The sequence below is a fragment of the Stenotrophomonas sp. STEN054 genome, from assembly GCF_056854535.1.
On sequence record NZ_JBXFWG010000070.1, the window covers coordinates 1 to 15,951 of the forward strand.

14 protein-coding genes are annotated in these 15,951 nt (G+C 69.4%); 9 read left to right on the top strand and 5 right to left on the bottom strand.

Features of this window, described 5'->3' with window-relative positions; translation table 11 throughout:
• Positions 1 to 156: 156 nt before the first annotated feature.
• From AC1VXD_RS18495 to AC1VXD_RS18525, 7 genes are all read left to right on the top strand, one after another.
• A complete protein-coding gene (locus AC1VXD_RS18495) occupies positions 157 to 687 on the top strand; it encodes a gamma carbonic anhydrase family protein (protein WP_367380693.1) in 531 nt (176 codons plus the stop codon).
• Between the two features lie 124 nt (positions 688 to 811).
• The gene (locus tag AC1VXD_RS18500; protein WP_482993273.1) at positions 812 to 1,501 is read left to right on the top strand and encodes an RDD family protein; all 690 of its coding nucleotides are present in this window, start codon (positions 812 to 814) and stop codon (positions 1,499 to 1,501) included.
• Positions 1,498 to 2,490 (top strand): stage II sporulation protein M, encoded by a 993-nt coding sequence (locus tag AC1VXD_RS18505; RefSeq protein ID WP_482993274.1) that lies wholly within the window; start codon positions 1,498 to 1,500, stop codon positions 2,488 to 2,490. The genes AC1VXD_RS18500 and AC1VXD_RS18505 overlap by 4 nt, the downstream gene beginning before the upstream one ends.
• Entirely contained in the window at positions 2,480 to 4,123 is a 1,644-nt protein-coding gene (locus AC1VXD_RS18510; protein WP_482993285.1) for a DUF4129 domain-containing protein, read from the top strand. Before AC1VXD_RS18505 ends, AC1VXD_RS18510 begins: the two co-directional genes overlap by 11 nt.
• Positions 4,120 to 5,310: a DUF4350 domain-containing protein gene (locus tag AC1VXD_RS18515; protein WP_482993275.1), complete on the top strand. Its 1,191-nt coding sequence runs from the start codon at positions 4,120 to 4,122 to the stop codon at positions 5,308 to 5,310. The genes AC1VXD_RS18510 and AC1VXD_RS18515 overlap by 4 nt, the downstream gene beginning before the upstream one ends.
• Positions 5,307 to 6,293 carry an AAA family ATPase gene (locus AC1VXD_RS18520; protein WP_482993276.1) on the top strand — a complete coding sequence of 329 codons (987 nt, stop codon included), beginning with the start codon at positions 5,307 to 5,309 and terminating at the stop codon, positions 6,291 to 6,293. The genes AC1VXD_RS18515 and AC1VXD_RS18520 overlap by 4 nt, the downstream gene beginning before the upstream one ends.
• Positions 6,290 to 7,588, top strand: coding sequence for a DUF58 domain-containing protein (locus AC1VXD_RS18525; protein WP_482993277.1), 1,299 nt, complete (start codon positions 6,290 to 6,292; stop codon positions 7,586 to 7,588). The genes AC1VXD_RS18520 and AC1VXD_RS18525 overlap by 4 nt, the downstream gene beginning before the upstream one ends.
• A gap of 151 nt (positions 7,589 to 7,739) precedes the next feature.
• On the opposite strand, the gene AC1VXD_RS18530 is transcribed toward AC1VXD_RS18525, so the two are convergent.
• From AC1VXD_RS18530 to AC1VXD_RS18540, 3 genes are read right to left on the bottom strand one after another with little or no spacing between them, the layout of a single operon-like run.
• Complete coding sequence (locus AC1VXD_RS18530) at positions 7,740 to 8,393, bottom strand: hypothetical protein (RefSeq protein ID WP_482993278.1); 654 nt, start codon at positions 8,391 to 8,393, stop codon at positions 7,740 to 7,742.
• Positions 8,393 to 9,571, bottom strand: coding sequence for a glutathionylspermidine synthase family protein (locus tag AC1VXD_RS18535; RefSeq protein WP_482993279.1), 1,179 nt, complete (start codon positions 9,569 to 9,571; stop codon positions 8,393 to 8,395). Before AC1VXD_RS18535 ends, AC1VXD_RS18530 begins: the two co-directional genes overlap by 1 nt.
• 7 nt (positions 9,572 to 9,578) lie before the next feature.
• Positions 9,579 to 10,148, bottom strand: a complete 570-nt coding sequence (locus tag AC1VXD_RS18540; RefSeq protein WP_482993280.1) for a DUF1190 domain-containing protein — start codon at positions 10,146 to 10,148, stop codon at positions 9,579 to 9,581.
• Between the two features lie 445 nt (positions 10,149 to 10,593).
• Between AC1VXD_RS18540 and ilvD the strand changes: the two genes are divergently transcribed.
• On the top strand, positions 10,594 to 12,432 hold the full coding sequence (ilvD, locus tag AC1VXD_RS18545) for a dihydroxy-acid dehydratase (protein ID WP_482993281.1): 1,839 nt from the start codon (positions 10,594 to 10,596) through the stop codon (positions 12,430 to 12,432).
• Between the two features lie 55 nt (positions 12,433 to 12,487).
• Here the strand turns inward: ilvD and AC1VXD_RS18550 are convergent, their stop codons facing one another.
• Positions 12,488 to 12,778, bottom strand: coding sequence for a hypothetical protein (locus tag AC1VXD_RS18550; RefSeq protein WP_482993282.1), 291 nt, complete (start codon positions 12,776 to 12,778; stop codon positions 12,488 to 12,490).
• A gap of 124 nt (positions 12,779 to 12,902) precedes the next feature.
• Between AC1VXD_RS18550 and AC1VXD_RS18555 the strand changes: the two genes are divergently transcribed.
• On the top strand, positions 12,903 to 13,514 hold the full coding sequence (locus AC1VXD_RS18555; protein ID WP_482993283.1) for a hypothetical protein: 612 nt from the start codon (positions 12,903 to 12,905) through the stop codon (positions 13,512 to 13,514).
• Between the two features lie 40 nt (positions 13,515 to 13,554).
• On the opposite strand, the gene dinG is transcribed toward AC1VXD_RS18555, so the two are convergent.
• Entirely contained in the window at positions 13,555 to 15,657 is a 2,103-nt protein-coding gene (dinG, locus tag AC1VXD_RS18560; protein WP_482993284.1) for an ATP-dependent DNA helicase DinG, read from the bottom strand.
• Between the last annotated feature and the right edge of the window lie 294 nt (positions 15,658 to 15,951).

A 15,951-nucleotide genomic window follows, 5' to 3' on the forward strand; every position in this document is an offset into this window, starting at 1 on the left:
CGGGCTGGTCGGGCGTTTGGTGCGCCGCCCGCCCTGATTCTTTTGGGTGTCGGGGGGGGCTCGGGGCGGTCAATAGCCCCGGGGTCGTGTGGCCCCGGGCGCTACCAACACGTTCGCCGCGTATCATCGTCGTGTTTGCCCCACCTGGAGACAGCGATGAACCCCCTGCGCCCCTTCCGCGACAAGATGCCCGTCCTCGGCCAGCGCGTGTACGTCGACCCGGCCTGCACCCTCATCGGTGACGTGGAACTGGCCGACGATGTCTCCATCTGGCCGGGCACCGTCATCCGCGGCGACGTCAATTTCGTCCGCATCGGCGCGCGCACCAACGTGCAGGACGGCACCATCATCCACGTCAGCCACCACAGCCCGTACAACAAAGCCGGCTACCCGACCCTGATCGGCGAAGGCGTGACCGTCGGCCACGGCTGCATCATCCACGCCTGCACCATCGGCGATTACAGCCTGATCGGCATGGGTGCCTGCATCCTCGACGGCGCGCGCGTCGAGCGCCATGCCTTCGTCGGCGCCGGCGCCGTGGTCGGCCCGGGCAAGGTGGTCGGCGAGGGCGAGCTGTGGGTGGGCAACCCGGCGCGTCCGGCACGCACGCTCAGCGACAAGGAGATCGAGTCGCTGCACTATTCGGCCGACCACTACGTGCGGCTGAAGGACGAATACCTGGGCTGAGCCACCTCGTCGGCCACTGCGCTCTGCTAAAGTCGGGGCCCGACCAGGAACCGTCGAGACCCCCCATGCCTGTGGCAGCACGCCGGAGAGGACTCCAGCGCCCACATACGCGGCCATCGCACTGATGACCGCGCCCATGCTCGATACCTACCGCGAGGTGGTAACGCCGGAAGGCGTGCCGCTGCAGTTGCCCACCGCCGGGCCGATGCCGCGTGCGCTGGCCTGGCTGGTCGACCTGGGCATCCGCTTCGGCGCGCTGGTGCTGCTGTCCATTCCGCTGGCCCTGCTCGATGAGTTTGGCCGCGGCATCTACATGGCCGCGATGTTCCTGCTGATGTGGGCCTACCCGATCGTCTGCGAGGCGCTGTGGGGCCGCACCCTGGGCAAGCGTGCACTCGGCCTGCGCGTGCTGTCGCGCGATGGCGCACCGGTGGGCTGGATGGCCTCGATCACCCGCAACCTGCTGCGTACCGTGGACATGCTGCCGTTCGGTTATGCCCTGGGCCTGCTCAGCAGCCTGTTCGATCCGTACGGGCGCCGCCTCGGCGACCTGGTGGCCGGCACCGTGGTGGTGCACGAGCCGATGCTTTACCTGTCGCCACCGACCACCATCGACAGCGTGCTGGTGCCGTCGCAGCCGCTGCGCCCGCAGGAACAGGCCGCCGTCCTCGCCTTTGCCGAACGCGCGCCGCGCCTGTCGCCGGGCCGCCAGCAGGAACTGGCGGGTATCGCCGAACCGCTGACCGGTGCATCCGGCCAGGTGGGCGTGCTGCGCCTGTATGCGATGGCCAACTGGCTGCTGGGCCGCCGATGAAGCAGGAACAGTTCGTCGCCCGCCACCAGCACGAATGGCAGCAGCTGGAGTACTGGCTGCAGCAGCGTGCGGGCGCTTCGCGTCGCAGGCGGCGCAGGCCCCAAGCCGCTGACCCGGGCGACGTCGCCTTCGCCCAGCGCTACCGCCGCCTGTGCCAGCAGCTGGCGCTGGCGCGCGAACGCGGCTACAGCCCGCAGCTGGTGCAGCGCCTGCAGCAGCTGATGCAGCAGGGCCACAGCGTGCTGTACCGCACGCCGCCGGTGCGCTGGCGGCGGGCGCTGGAATTCCTGGTAGCCGACTTCCCGATGCTGGTGCGCAGCCAGGCCCGCAGCATGTGGGTGGCACTGGCGATGTTCGCGGTGCCGGCGCTGGCCTGCTTCGCCGTGGTCCAGCTGTACCCGGACAGCGTGCACCTGCTGATGGACAACAGCCAGATCGCCGAGATGGAGCGCATGTACGACCCGGCCGCGGACCGGCTGGGGCGTGACAGCGGCACCGACTGGATGATGTTCGGCTACTACATCATGAACAACATCAGCATCGCTCTGCGCACCTTCGCCAGCGGCCTGCTAGCCGGGCTGGGCACGCTGCTGGTGCTGCTGTTCAACGGCGTCATCATGGGCGCGGTGGCAGGCCACCTGCAGCAGATCGGCCACGGCGATCCGTTCTGGCGCTTCGTGGTCGGCCATGCCGCCTTCGAGCTGACCGGCATCGTCATCGCCGGCGGCGCCGGCCTGCAGCTGGGCATGAAACTGCTGGCGCCCGGTCGCCGCCGCCGCATCGACGCGCTGGTGGAAGGCGGCCGCATCGGCGCCCGGTTGTGCCTGGGCGTGGCCTTCATGCTGCTGCTGGCGGCCTTCGTCGAAGCGTTCTGGTCGTCGATCGCGCAGATCCCGGCCTGGGCCAAGTACAGCGTGGCCGGCGTCTTGTGGGCCGGCGTGCTGCTGTGGCTGTGGCGCGGCGGTCGCGGGGGTGAACGTGCGGATTGACCACCTCGACGTGGCCCTGCGTGCGCGCAGCGGCTGGGAAGCGATGGAGCTGGGCACCGCCCTCGCCCGCCGCCATGCACGCGCGGTGTGGGGCAGCTGGCTGCTGGCCAGTGCGCCGTTGTTCGTGCTGTTCAACGCGCTGGCGTGGTGGCTGGACGGCTTCGCCTGGGCATCGCTGGCAATGTGGTGGTGCAAGCCGTTGTTCGAGCGTGCGCCCCTGTACGTGCTCTCACGCGGCATCTTCGGCGAGACGGTTGGCGCGCGCGCGGCCCTGGCCGCGCAACGGCACTGGGGCGGCACCGGCTTCTGGGGCTACCTCGGCTGGCGCCGTTTCAGCCTGCTGCGCAGCCTGTGCCTGCCGGTCAACCTGCTGGAAGGCAACGCACCCGCACAGCGCGGCCCACGCCGGCGCGCGGTGGCCGCCGGCGCCGCCGGACCGGCGATCCTGCTGACGGTGATCTGCTTCGGCTTCGAGCTGGTGCTGCTGCTGGGCGCGATCGCGGCGGTCTTCATGTTTATTCCACTGGAACTGCTGCCCGACTCGTGGCGCGCGGCCTGGGCGATGATCAGCGTCGAGACCCCGCCGTGGGTGGACCTGCTGCTGAACCTGCTGAGCTGGCTGGCCGCTGCCCTGATCGCCCCGTTCTATGTCGGTGCCGGCTTCGGCCTGTACCTCAACCGGCGCACGCAGATGGAAGCGTGGGACGTGGAGATCGCCCTGCGCCGCCTGCGCGAACGGCTGCTGCCGGCGGCATCGACGCTGGCCCTGCTGCTGTGCCTGGCGCTGCCGCTGGCCCCGGCCCACGCGCAGGACGCCGATGCGGACACTGCCCACCAGGTCGCCGACGATGCCCGGGCGGCCGGACAGGCCGATGCGAACGAAGACGAAGGCGAGGACGACGGCGAAGAACCCAACGCCGCCAACGATCCAGCCAATGCCGCTGCCGGCATCTTCGGCGAGCAGCCGGTGGACACGGCCGGATTCCGCCAGGCGGTGAACCGTGCCTACGAGGATCCGCTACAGCGGCCGGTCCGCCAGGTCACCGAGTGGAAGCCGATCGACGACACCACGGCGGAAAAGAAGGCCGAGAAGAAAGACACCAAGGACGCCAGGGCCGGCCAGAAGCGTGGCGAACGCAACCGCAGTCTGAAGCTGCTGGCGCGGGTGGCCGAATGGGGCCTGTGGGCGCTGCTCGGCGCCGTGGTGCTGGTGCTGCTGCTGACCGCGCGCCTGTGGTGGCCGTGGCTGCGTGGCGCCGGCCGGCGCACGCCGAAGGACGCACCGCGCGTGCAGGAAGAGGCCGTTGAACTGCCGGTGGTGCTGCCGCCGGACGTAGCCACCCAGGCCGGCCTGCTGTGGGACCAGGGACGCCCGCGTCAGGCCTTGGCCCTGCTTTACCGCGCCAGCGTGCGCACCCTGGTCGAGCGCACCGGCAACGCGTTGCCGCCCGGCGCCACCGAAGCACAGTGCCTGCGTGCTTCGCGGCGCATGCCGCAGCCGGCGGACCGCGACCTGTTCGCCCGCATCGTGCGCATGTGGCAGTACGCCGCGTACGGCGGCCGCCTGCCTACGCGCGATGAGTTCGATGGCCTGGCCGCAACCCTACGCCAGCAGTTCGGGTGGAAGGCATGAGCCCGCGCGCGTTCTGGGCCCTGCTGCTCGGCCTGCTGGTGCTGCTGGGCGTGCCGTTGACCATCCTGTTCCTGCGCACGCACGAAAAGGTCACCGAGACCGTAGTGCTGCCGCCGCGCGGCGAAGCCAGCTACAACCCGCTGTACGTGCTGGGGCAGGCGCTGCGCGCGGACGGCATCGAAGTGCAGTCGCGCGAACGCCTGCAGCTGGCGAAGATGACCCTGGCCGACACCGATACCGTGGTCCTGCTGCAGGACACCCGCGAGATGCCGCCGGGCACCGCGCAGGCACTGCTGGACTGGGTCGCCCGTGGCGGCCACCTGCTGCTGCGTACGCAGCCGCCGGGCGAGGACAAGACCAGCACCACGCAGGGCCCGCTGCTGGACCGCATCGGCGTGGACAGCCTGTTCCATGGCAAGGACTGCCAGCCGTTCCATGTGGTGGATGATCCCAATCACGTCGAGTTCTGCAACGGCCGCCGCTTCAGTCTCGGCTTCAAGGCCAGCGCCGATGCCGAGCGCCGCTGGGGCAATGAGGAAGGGCTGGCCTTCGCCCGCCTGCGCCACGGCAAGGGCCGCATCGATGTGCTGGCCGATCTGGATTTCATGCGCGGCGCTGGCGCCACTCCGCTGCCGCGCAAGGGCGCGACGGCCAAAGACACACCGCAGCGCGGTGGCCTGCACGATCTTTCCCACCGCGACCTGACCCGCCACCTGCTGGACCCCAACTACGGGCGCGGCACGGTGTGGCTGGTGTACGGCAGCCGCCCGCCGACGCTGCTGGCACGCATCGTGCTGCAGGGCTGGCCGGTGTGGATTCCGATGCTGCTGGCCATGCTGGGCTGGCTGTGGACGCGCGCGCAGCGGCTGGGCAGCGTGCTGCCTTCGCCGGTGGTCGAGCGCCGCTCGCTGCTGGAACACGTGCGTGCCAGTGGCGAGCTGCTGCTGCGCTTCGGCCAGGGCGCGCAACTGTACAACGCAGCGCAGGCGCTGTTCCTGCATCGCCTGCGCCTGCGCGCCCCGGTGGCGGCCGCGCTGGATGGCGCTGCCCGCGACCAGGCCATCGCCGAGGTGCTGCAGTGGCCCGCCAGCCGCGTGGCCACCGCCCTCACCGCTCCTTCGCCTCACGATTCCTCCGCCCTGCGCGAGCGCATCCGCTTGCTGCTCCAGATGAGATCCCTGCTATGACCGATGCCCCTGAGCTTCCGGCGGCCGCTGCCGCCCGCCTGATCGAACGCGTCGATGCCATCCGCGATGCCATCGGTCGCGCCTTCATCGGCCAGGCCGACGTACTCGACCAGATCATGGTGGCGCTGCTGGCCGGCGGCCACGTGCTCATCGAAGGCGTGCCCGGGCTGGGCAAGACCCTGCTGGTGCGTGCACTTGCACAAGCGATGGAGCTGGACTACGGGCGCGTGCAGTTCACCCCCGACCTGATGCCCAGCGACGTCAGCGGCCATGCGGTGTACGACCCGAAGAGCGAGAGCTTCAAGATCCGCCGCGGCCCGGTGTTCACCAACCTGCTGCTGGCCGACGAGATCAATCGTGCCCCGGCCAAGACCCAGTCGGCGCTGCTGGAAGTGATGCAGGAGGGCCAGGTGACCATCGAAGGCAAGGCCTTCACCCTGGCGCCGCCGTTCATGGCCCTGGCCACGCAGAACCCGCTGGAACAGGAAGGCACCTACCCGCTGCCGGAAGCGCAGCTGGACCGCTTCCTGCTGAAGGTGCTGATCGACTACCCGCAGCTGGAAGACGAAAAGCACATGGTCACGGCCATCACCCGGGGCCGCGCCGCCAGCGATTTCGATCTCAGCCAGGTGCCGCGCGTGCTCGGCGCCGGTGAACTGCTGGCGCTGCAGCAGGCCACCGCCGCCATCACCGTCGATGACGAAGTGATCGACTACGCGGTGCGCATCGTGGCCGCCACCCGTTCCTGGCCTGGCATCGCCGTCGGCGCCGGCCCGCGCGGCAGCATCGCGCTGGTGCGTGCCGCGCGTGCGCAGGCGGTGCTGGCCGGCCGCGATTTCGTCACCCCCGACGACGTGCGTGACATCGCCCGGCCGGCACTGCGCCACCGCATCGCGCTGGCACCGGAACTGCAGATCGAAGGCCAGGGCCCGGATGACGTGCTCGGTGCCCTGCTGGCCAAGGTGGAAGCGCCGCGCCGATGAGGCCTGCGCCGCTGCTGCTGGTCCTGCTGGCTGCCTGGGCCGCGCTGGGCGGCGTGGTGCTGGCTGGCCTGCTGCCGCACTGGAGCTGGGCCGTGGCCGGTGCATTGGTGGCCGCGCTGGCACTGGCCGATCTGTGGCGGCAGTGGCGACGTGCACCGCCGCAGGTGCAGCGCCAGGTGCCCGAGGCGCTGGCACTGGGCGTGCGCCGCGAGATCGGCCTGCGCCTGTTCGCCGAGCAGCCGATGCAGGTGCAGGTGTTCGATCGCGTGCCCGGCGGCTGGCCGCTGGAGTCGTTGCCGCAGCGCCTGCAGCTGCGCGCCGGCCACGCCAGCACCCTGCGTTACCAGGTGCAGCCGCAGCAGCGCGGGCGCTTCCAGTTCGATGGCGTGGACGTGCGCATCCGCTCGCCGTGGCGGCTGTGGTGGCAGCAGCGCACGCTGCCGCCGGTGCTGGACGTGCGGGTCTATCCCAACTTCGTGCCGCTCACCCGGTTCGCGTTGTTCAGTGCGGACCAGGCCTCGCGTCTGGTGGGCGCACACGTGAAGCGCCGCCGTGGTGAAGGCACCGATTTCCACCAGATGCGCGAGTACCGCGTCGGTGACAGCCTGCGCCAGCTGGACTGGAAGGCCACCGCCCGCGCGCGCAAGCTGATCTCGCGCGAGTACCAGGACGAGAAGAACCAGCAGCTGCTGCTGATGCTCGACAGCGGCCGGCGCATGCTGGCCAGCGAAGGCGGCCTTTCGCACTTCGACCATGCCTTGAACGCGTCGCTGGTGGTGGCCTATCTGGCCCTGCGCCAAGGCGATGCCGCCGGCCTGTTCGCGGTGGGCGGTGAACGCCGCTGGGTGGCGCCGCAGCGCGGCATGGGCACGGTGGAACACCTGCTGCGCGCCAGCTACGACCTGCAGCCGCAGGCCGTGGCCACCGACTACCTGGCGGCCGCCACCGAAGTCTCGCTGCGCCAGCGCCGTCGCGCCCTGGTGATGCTGGTCAGCAACGTGCGCGACGAGGACATCGAAGACCTGCTGGCCGCCGTGCGCCTACTGCAGCGCCGCCACCTGGTATGCGTGGCCAGCCTGCGCGAACGCGAACTGGATACCGCGCTGGAAGGCGAGGTGCACACGCTGGAAGACGCCGCCCAGGCCGGTGCCGCCGCGCTGTACCTGCAGCAGCGCGCGAAGGCGCATGAAGCGCTGCGCAGCGAGAAGGTGATGGTGCTGGACGTGACCGCCGACGCCCTGCCTGCCGCGCTGGTGGAACGGTATCTGGCAGTGAAGCGCGAAGGGCTGCTCTGACCGGTAGCGCCGGGCCATGCCCGGCGGATGGTCGCGGCCACCGGGCATGGCCCGGCGCTACCGTTGCAGCAGCCGATACACCGCTCTGGTAGGTGCCAACCTTGGTTGGCATCTACCGGAAGCGGCAACGACTGCCGGCCAGCGGCCGGCACTATCCCTGCAGCAATCGCCGCTGCAACCGCTCCACCGCTCGCTGCAGCAGCACGCGGTTGCGGGCCAGCTTCATCCACTGCGGCAGGCGCGAGAACATCGAGGCGTTGTGCACGCCACCGTGCTCGCGCAGTGCCGATGTCGCGTACTCATGCAGCACCTGCAGGTGCTCGGCGTTGTAGGCCCACAACAGGCCCGCGCGGGTAGGTTCCAGCAACCCCAGCGGCAGGCCGAAGTGCGGATCTGCCGGCTCGGCATCGCGCAGCGGGCAGACGCTGACTTTCACTTCGCTGGTGCGCCCGCACTGCGCGCACTTGGCCGGCAGCACCTCGGGCACGGCCGTGGAGGCCGACGGCCGATGCTGGTGCACGCACACCCACTGGTGGCCGCAGTAACCGCACGGTCGGCGGCCATCGATGCGCACCGCGCCCACCCACGCGCCGCTGTCCAGCGCCACGCTGCAGCCAGTGCAACGGAAGCGCGCCGTCCAGCGGTGAGGCTGCCAGCTGGCGACCACCCAGCCCGGCGTGTCACAGCGATGGCAGCGCACCGCCACGCGCCCGGCGAAGGCGTGCAGCGTGCGGCCATCATCGAAGTGCCGCCCCGGCACCGGCGTCGTCCGCCCGCGCCGGCCCAAGGGCCGCCGCACCGCCATCAGACGTAGATCCGCGTCGGCGCCTCGTCCACGATCGCGTGCGGCACGAAGCGCGCACTGTCGCGGGTGATCGCGCTGTCGTCCTCGCGGATGCCGATGCCGCAGGCATGGTCGCCGATCACCCAGCTGCCGATCAGCGGGTAACCGCCTTCGAAGCGGGTGAGCGGGTGCGCACGCTGGATGATCGCCGGGCCTTCGTACGGGCCGTCGCTGCGCTGGGTGCTGCCATCGGCCAGATGCATCTCGATGTTGGCACCTTCGCGCGAGAACAGCGGCTTGCGCACCCAGCCCGAGGCCAGCGCGCTGCCATCATCGAAGTGCGCTTCCAGCAGGTTCGGGTGGCCGACGTTGCGCTGCCACAGCAGCGGCAGGATGCCCTTGTTGCTCAGCACCGCCTTCCACGCCGGCTCCAGCAGCTGGATGCCCGAACCGGGCAGCGCGCGGCCGAATTCCTCGGCCATCAGGTCTTCCAGCGGGTACAGCTTGAACAGCGTGCCGATCACCGTGTCATCCAGCGCGGTGAAACGGCCATCCTCGGACAGGCCGATATCCTCGATGGCGATGGCCTCGCCCTGCAGGCCGGCCTGGGCGGCGCAGTCACGCAGGTAGTCGACCGTGCCGCGGTCCTCGTCCGAACTGCCCACGGCGCTGAAGTACAGCGGCGGCGGCAGGCGCGCAGCGAGTTTTCCGAAGCGCTCGACCAGGGCCTCGTGCATGCCGTTGAACTGGTCGGCGTGCTGCGGCAGGCGACCGGCGTTGCGCTGGTCCTCCAGCCACTGCCACTGGAAGAAGCTGGCCTCGAACAGCGAGGTCGGCGTGTCGTAGTTCAGTTCGTACAGCTTGGCCGGACCGGTGCCGTCGTAGGCCAGGTCCAGGCGCCCGTACAGGTGCGGCTGGCGCTGTCGCCAGCTCTCGGCAATCCAGTCGCGGTAGTGCGTGGGGATCGCCAGCTGGTCCATCAGGCGCTCGCTGGCGATCACATCGCCAACAAGATCCAGCGCCATCTGGTGCAGCTCGGCGCTGGGGTCTTCGATGTCCACTTCGATCTGGCGCAGGGTGAAGGCGTAGTACGCGCTTTCATCCCAGTACGGCTGGCCGTCGATGGTGTGGAAGCGGAAACCGGCTTCCTCCGCGCGCGCCCGCCAGTGGGCGCGCTCGGCAATGCGAATTCGCTGCATGGGTCGATCAGCCGCCGAAGCTGCCGCCGCTGCGGCGGGCGCTGGTGCTGCCGAAGCCGCTGCGGCTGGCGGTGACGGCGCGGTTCGGCTCGCTGCTGACCGGGGCCAGGCCGGCCTTGCCGGCGCCGATGCCGCTGGCGGTGTTCATGCCACCGGTGCCGCCCGGGGCCGGGCGTGCCCAGCCGGCGTTCTTGTCCTGGTAGGCCGGAGCCGAGGCCGGCGCCTGCGGGGCCAGGCCGCCGCGGTTGCTCAGCATCTGCGACATGAAGAAGCCCATCATCATCGGGCCGATGAACGAGGTACCCGCCGAGGTGTGCTGCTGCACGCACTGCTCGGGCTTGTAGTCCTGTTCGCAGGCTTCCTTGCTGGCGTACTTCGGCGCCGCGTCGGCGGCCTTCTGCTGGGCCTCGGCAAAGGCGTTGCGGCACGCGGACGGATCGCCCGTCGCCTCGGTGCAGGCCTGCACCGAGGTGTACAGGCCTTCCTGCACCTGCACCTGCTCTTCCTTCTGGCAGGCGGTGAACAGCAGGGGTGCAGCGCTCATCAGCAGCAGCGCGGTGGTGCGGGAACGCTTCATGGCGTCATGCCTCGGAGTCGGATCAATTGCCCCAATGATGCCAAATCCGCACCAACAACCGGAATCGGCAAAGTGGGAAAGATGAACGGAATTTCATTTTCGTCGTGATCCCAAGCTTAATCCACGCATGGCGTGGATCTACTGGCCCCCGGCCACCTGTCGAAGGCGGGGTGGGTCCGGTGGCAGGGGCGTGAGCGCCATGGATGGCGCCCCTCCGGCAACACAGTCGCTACACGGACGTACTTGCGCCGTCCCCTGCCACCGGACCCACCCCGCCATCCCACGGAAAGCCAGCTTTTGCCGTTGATGTTGACGTTGACGTTGCTTCGGCAGGTGCAGGGCTGCAAGCCCTGCCGGGCCACCTTCGGTGGTTGCAGCAGCAACCGAAAAAATTGTCCATGATCAGGCGACCCCCACGTTGTACGGCCCGCCCGTTCCGCCAGCCATGCCTGAATACCGCTCCCGCACCTCCACCGCCGGCCGCAACATGGCCGGCGCCCGCGCCCTGTGGCGCGCCACCGGCATGAAGGACGGCGACTTCCACAAGCCGATCATCGCCATCGCCAACTCCTTCACCCAGTTCGTGCCCGGCCACGTGCACCTGAAGGACCTCGGCCAGCTGGTCGCGCGCGAGATCGAGAAGGTCGGCGGCGTCGCCAAGGAATTCAACACGATCGCCGTCGATGACGGCATCGCCATGGGCCACGACGGCATGTTGTACTCGCTGCCCAGCCGCGAGATCATCGCCGACTCGGTCGAGTACATGGTCAATGCGCACTGCGCCGACGCGCTGGTGTGCATTTCCAACTGCGACAAGATCACCCCCGGCATGCTGATGGCCGCCCTGCGCCTCAACATCCCGGTGGTGTTCGTCTCCGGCGGCCCGATGGAGGCCGGCAAGACCAAGCTGTCCGAGCACAAGCTGGACCTGGTCGATGCGATGGTCATTGCCGCCGACGAAAGCGCCAGCGACGAAAAGGTCGCCGAGTTCGAGCGCAGCGCATGCCCGACCTGCGGTTCCTGCTCGGGCATGTTCACCGCCAACTCGATGAACTGCCTGACCGAAGCGCTGGGCCTGTCGCTGCCCGGCAACGGCTCGACCCTGGCCACCCACGCCGACCGCGAGCAGCTGTTCCTGCGCGCCGGCCGCCTGATCGTCGAACTGTGCCATCGCTGGTATGGCGGCGAAGAAGAGAGCGCGCTGCCGCGTGGCATCGCCACGCAGGCCGCGTTCGCCAACGCGATGACCCTGGACATCGCCATGGGCGGCTCGACCAACACCATCCTGCACCTGCTGGCCGCCGCGCAGGAAGCCGAAGTGGACTTCGACCTGACCCACATCGATGCGCTGTCGCGGCGCGTGCCGCAGCTGTGCAAGGTGGCACCGAACACGCCCAAGTACCACATGGAAGACGTGCACCGCGCGGGCGGCGTGTACGGCATCCTCGGCGAACTGGCGCGTGCCGGCCTGCTGGATACCAGCGTGCCGACCGTGCACAGCCGCACCCTGGCTGATGCCATCGAGCGCTGGGACGTTGCGGTCAGCGACGAATCCAGCGTCCACGACTTCTTCCGGGCCGGCCCGGCCGGCATTCCCACCCAGGTGGCTTTCAGCCAGGCCACGCGCTGGCCCACGCTGGACGTGGACCGCGCCGAAGGCTGCATCCGCAGCGTCGAGCACGCCTACTCGGCCGAAGGCGGCCTGGCCGTGCTGCGCGGCAACCTGGCCGTTGATGGCTGTGTGGTGAAGACCGCCGGCGTGGACGAGTCCATCCACGTGTTCGAAGGCAGCGCGCGCGTGTTCGAGAGCCAGGACGCGGCCGTGGCCGGCATCCTGGCCGATGAAGTGAAGGCGGGCGACGTGGTGGTCATCCGCTACGAAGGCCCGAAGGGCGGCCCGGGCATGCAGGAAATGCTCTACCCCACCAGCTACCTGAAATCGAAGGGGCTGGGCAAGCAGTGCGCGCTGCTGACCGACGGTCGTTTCTCCGGCGGCACCTCGGGCCTGTCGATCGGCCACGTCTCGCCGGAAGCCGCCAGCGGCGGCACCATCGGCCTGGTGGAAGACGGTGACCGCATCCGCATCGACATCCCCGCCCGCCGCATCGACCTGCTGCTGGACGACGCCACCCTGGCCCAGCGCCGCGCCGACGCCGATGCGCGTGGCTGGAAGCCCCGTGAAGCCCGCCCGCGCAAGGTCACCAGCGCACTGAAGGCCTACGCCCTGCTGGCCACCAGCGCCGACAAGGGCGCCGTCCGCAACACCGCCCTGCTCGGCGATTGAATCGCCGTGGGGTCGGATCCCTTTCGCAGAAAGGGCTCGGACCCCAGCACAGCAGTCAGAACGCGAACGGCTCGCCATCCAGGCGGCATGCCCCTGCTGAAATGTGGATCGCACCACCGGACTGCAGCTCAAACACCACGCGGATGAGACCTTCGGCGCGATCCTCGCTGGCCGTCACGTCGTTGATCGATGCGCTCGGTCCCCAGGGTTCGCTCCTGTCCAGCGTCACGTGCTCCACCGCATCGAACTGCAGGCGGCGCTCGGTTTGGGTTGAATCGCGCAGGACGAGTTCAAACGTCGCGGCGATCCAGTCACTGTGGGTCGCGATGATGGTCCAGTCGTGCATGTGGCTTTCCTCCGCGCGTGCAGTCGCGTCATGGTAATTCGAACTTCGAGGTTGCCGGCCAGCGGCCGGCACTACCCGCGCGATCTGCTACGGTGCATGGGTACTCACTGACACGGAGGTTGTGATGACGTTGCTTTCACTTGCCCTGGCCGCTGCGCTGGGTGCCGCACCCGAACCACCGAAGGCGCCCGACTGCAGCTACGACCGCGATGCGATGCTGGCGATGGAACCGGATGCGTTCGACCAGGATCTGGAAGGCGGCTGGCGCCCGCTGGCCGAGCGCGGTTGCCAGCGCGAAGCCGCTGATCTGCTCGCCGCCTACGCTGCACTGCCCAAGGCTGCAGGCAACACCATGATTCTCTGGCATGAAGGCCAGATGCGCGCCGAAGCGGGTCAGTACCCGCAGGCAGTTGCGCTGATGCAGCGAACCTACAAGCCCAAGGACACCGACCCCGGCTACTGGAACGCCTACGTGGACGGGACGATCGCCTTCCTGCAGCGCGATCGCGCAGCGCTGGAGAAGACCCGTGCAACCCTGGTTGCGATTCCCACGCCGGAGGTGTTCGCGGAGGCCGTCAAGAACGGGCGGTACCACTTCACCACGCCGGCAGGCCAGGAAGTGGATGTGCCGTGGCCGCCTAACCTGGAGATCCTCGACAGGTTGTTGCGCTGTTTTGAACGCGACTACCACACTGCGATGGGCGACCAGGCCTGCAGGAAACCGGTAAGCGGCTGAGGTGCTCCGCCGGGCACGGCCCGGCGCTACCTTCTGATCGTCAGCCGATCACGCGCTTGAACGGCGGCAGCGCGTCGATGATGCGCTTGCCGTAGCGGCGGGTCAGCAGCCGCGAGTCGAGGATGACCACGCGGCCGGTGTCGGTGGAGGTGCGGATCAGGCGACCGGCGAACTGGGTGAGCGTGCGCAGCGCGTGCGGGATGGCGATCAGGTTGAAGGCATTCATGCCGCGCGCTTCCACCCATTCGCTCAGCGTGGCGGTCTGCGGGTCGGTCGGCACCGCGAACGGCACCTGGGTGATGACCACCGTGGTGCAGGCTTCGCCGGGCAGGTCCAGACCTTCGCCGAAGGAATTCAGGCCGAACAGCACCGAGCCTTCGCCTGCAGCAACGCGGCGCAGGTGTTCGTCGATCAGCCGGGTTTTGGACATGTCGCCCTGCACCAGTACCTGCTTGCGGCGTGCGGCCGACATCAGGCCGGCCACCTTCTCCATTTTCCAGCGCGAGGTGAACAGCACCATCGAGCCCTTGGCCCAGTCCAGTTCCTGGTCGAGGTAGCGCGCCACTTCGCGCGGATGGCCTTCGCGGTCATCGGGCGTGACCGGGAACTTCGGCACGATCAATTCGGCCTGGTTGGGCAGGTCGAAAGGCGACGCCAGCGAGACCATCTCCGCTTCCGGCGGGATGCCGTTGTCGATGGCCAGCGACTGGAAGTCACCGCCGCCGGTCAGCGTGGCCGAGGTCATCACCACCGAATCCACCTGGTCCCACAGCAGTTTGCGCAATACGTGCGCGGCCGACACCGGCGAGCCGTGCAGCACCAGGTCGCCGTCGCGGGTGGCGGTGACCCAGCGCGCGGTGGGCGGCGCACCGTCCTTGTCCTCGCGGCGCCAGGCCTGCCACAGGTTGTACTGCTGCTCGATCATTTCCAGCGCCATGCCGAGGTTGCGCTGCAGGCGCTCGCGCGCGGCATCGTCCGGCTTGCCCTTGGCCACCTGTGCCGTGGCGGCGGTGGCCCAGTTGTAGAGGCTGCGGGTGTCGTCGGCCAGCGCTTCGATCGGCTCGCGCCAGGCTTCGGGCAGGCGCCCGTTGGCAGCGCGCCACATCGGGTCTTCATCGGCCGGGGCCGGCATCCACACCGCTTCAACGTGGTCGCGGAAGGCACGCAGCTGCTTGGCCACGTTGCTGGCCACGTCGATGGCCTCGTTCGGCAGCAGGTTGCCCAGGCGGTCCTTGTCGACCGCGCGGTAGGCACCGGCAATCAGGATCTGCAGGCGGCCGGTGCGCTTGGCCATCTCGTCCAGGGCCAGGCTGGCCGCGCCCTGGTCGATGGCCACGTTGCCGATGTGATGGCCTTCGTCCAGCACCAGCAGCATGTCCGACGGCGCGGCGATCATCGGCTGGCCGTTGTCGCTGTCACCAATGGACAGCGCCGACAGCAGCAGCGCGTGGTTGGTCACCACGATCTGCGCATCGCGCACGGTGTTGCGTGAACGCAGCACCGCGCACTGCGCCGAGTACGCGCAGCGGCGCCCGGCACAGGCCGAGGCGGGCGTGGTGATGCGGCTGCGCAGGCCGGGACTGATGGTTTCCGGCGCGTTGTCGATGTCACCGTCCCACGTGCCGCTGGTGAAGGCATCGGACAGGCGCTTGGCGATGTCCATTTCGATGGGCGCCAGCGGCCGGTCGTACAGCGGCGCTTCGTCCTCGAACATGCCGCCCTGCGCGCCCTCGCCCTGCGCTTCGGCGGCATTGCGCGTGCACAGGTAGCGGGTGCGGCCCTTGGCCAGGGCCACGGTCGCTTCCAGGCCGGTGGCCTTGAGGAAATTGGGAATATCGCGCTCGACCAGCTGCGACTGCAGGGCCACGGTGCCGGTGCTGATGACCAGCTTCTTCTTGCTGGCCAGGGCGATCGGCACGCCCGCGGTCAGGTAGCCCAGACTTTTGCCGACGCCGGTCGGTGCCTCGACCACGCCCACGCCGCCACTGGTGGACAGCGCACGCGACACCACGCCGATCATCTGGCTCTGCGAGCGGCGGGTGGAGAAGCCGGGGGTGTTGGCCTGCAGCGTCGTGTACGCCTTGCGGATCGCGTCCTTCAAGGCGTCATCGAGCTTGCGCGGGGCGGCGACGGTTTCGGTCACGCCGGGAACTACCGTGGCTGGATCAGGCCGGCCATTGTCGCATGGCCGGCCACCCGGACCGAGGCGCGGGCGCTGAACAGGGTCAGCGGCGTCGGCGGTTGGCGGTCATGGGTTGCATTGACGCGCCGGGCCGGGGCAGATGCGGCACGTCCGCCCGGGGGGGGGCCCCCCCCGGCCCGGGGGGGGGGGGGGGGCGCCGCCCTGCCCCGTTACCCTGGCCTGCGCTTCGGCCTGCCCGCGCCGATCCGGCTCGGCCGGCACTGGCAGCAGCAGCGCCCCGATGCGGTCTACATC

Excerpts from the sequence above, each read along its gene's own strand:
- AC1VXD_RS18525 (WP_482993277.1), top strand. The coding sequence starts at position 6,290 with ATGAGGCCTGCGCCGCTGCTGCTGGTCCTGCTGGCTGCCTGGGCCGCG.
- AC1VXD_RS18530 (WP_482993278.1), bottom strand. The coding sequence starts at position 8,393 with ATGGCGGTGCGGCGGCCCTTGGGCCGGCGCGGGCGGACGACGCCGGTG.
- AC1VXD_RS18535 (WP_482993279.1), bottom strand. The coding sequence starts at position 9,571 with ATGCAGCGAATTCGCATTGCCGAGCGCGCCCACTGGCGGGCGCGCGCG.
- ilvD (WP_482993281.1), top strand. The coding sequence starts at position 10,594 with ATGCCTGAATACCGCTCCCGCACCTCCACCGCCGGCCGCAACATGGCC.
- AC1VXD_RS18540 (WP_482993280.1), bottom strand. The coding sequence starts at position 10,148 with ATGAAGCGTTCCCGCACCACCGCGCTGCTGCTGATGAGCGCTGCACCC.
- AC1VXD_RS18550 (WP_482993282.1), bottom strand. The coding sequence starts at position 12,778 with ATGCACGACTGGACCATCATCGCGACCCACAGTGACTGGATCGCCGCG.
- AC1VXD_RS18515 (WP_482993275.1), top strand. The coding sequence starts at position 4,120 with ATGAGCCCGCGCGCGTTCTGGGCCCTGCTGCTCGGCCTGCTGGTGCTG.
- AC1VXD_RS18505 (WP_482993274.1), top strand. The coding sequence starts at position 1,498 with ATGAAGCAGGAACAGTTCGTCGCCCGCCACCAGCACGAATGGCAGCAG.
- AC1VXD_RS18555 (WP_482993283.1), top strand. The coding sequence starts at position 12,903 with ATGACGTTGCTTTCACTTGCCCTGGCCGCTGCGCTGGGTGCCGCACCC.
- AC1VXD_RS18500 (WP_482993273.1), top strand. The coding sequence starts at position 812 with ATGACCGCGCCCATGCTCGATACCTACCGCGAGGTGGTAACGCCGGAA.
- AC1VXD_RS18520 (WP_482993276.1), top strand. The coding sequence starts at position 5,307 with ATGACCGATGCCCCTGAGCTTCCGGCGGCCGCTGCCGCCCGCCTGATC.
- AC1VXD_RS18495 (WP_367380693.1), top strand. The coding sequence starts at position 157 with ATGAACCCCCTGCGCCCCTTCCGCGACAAGATGCCCGTCCTCGGCCAG.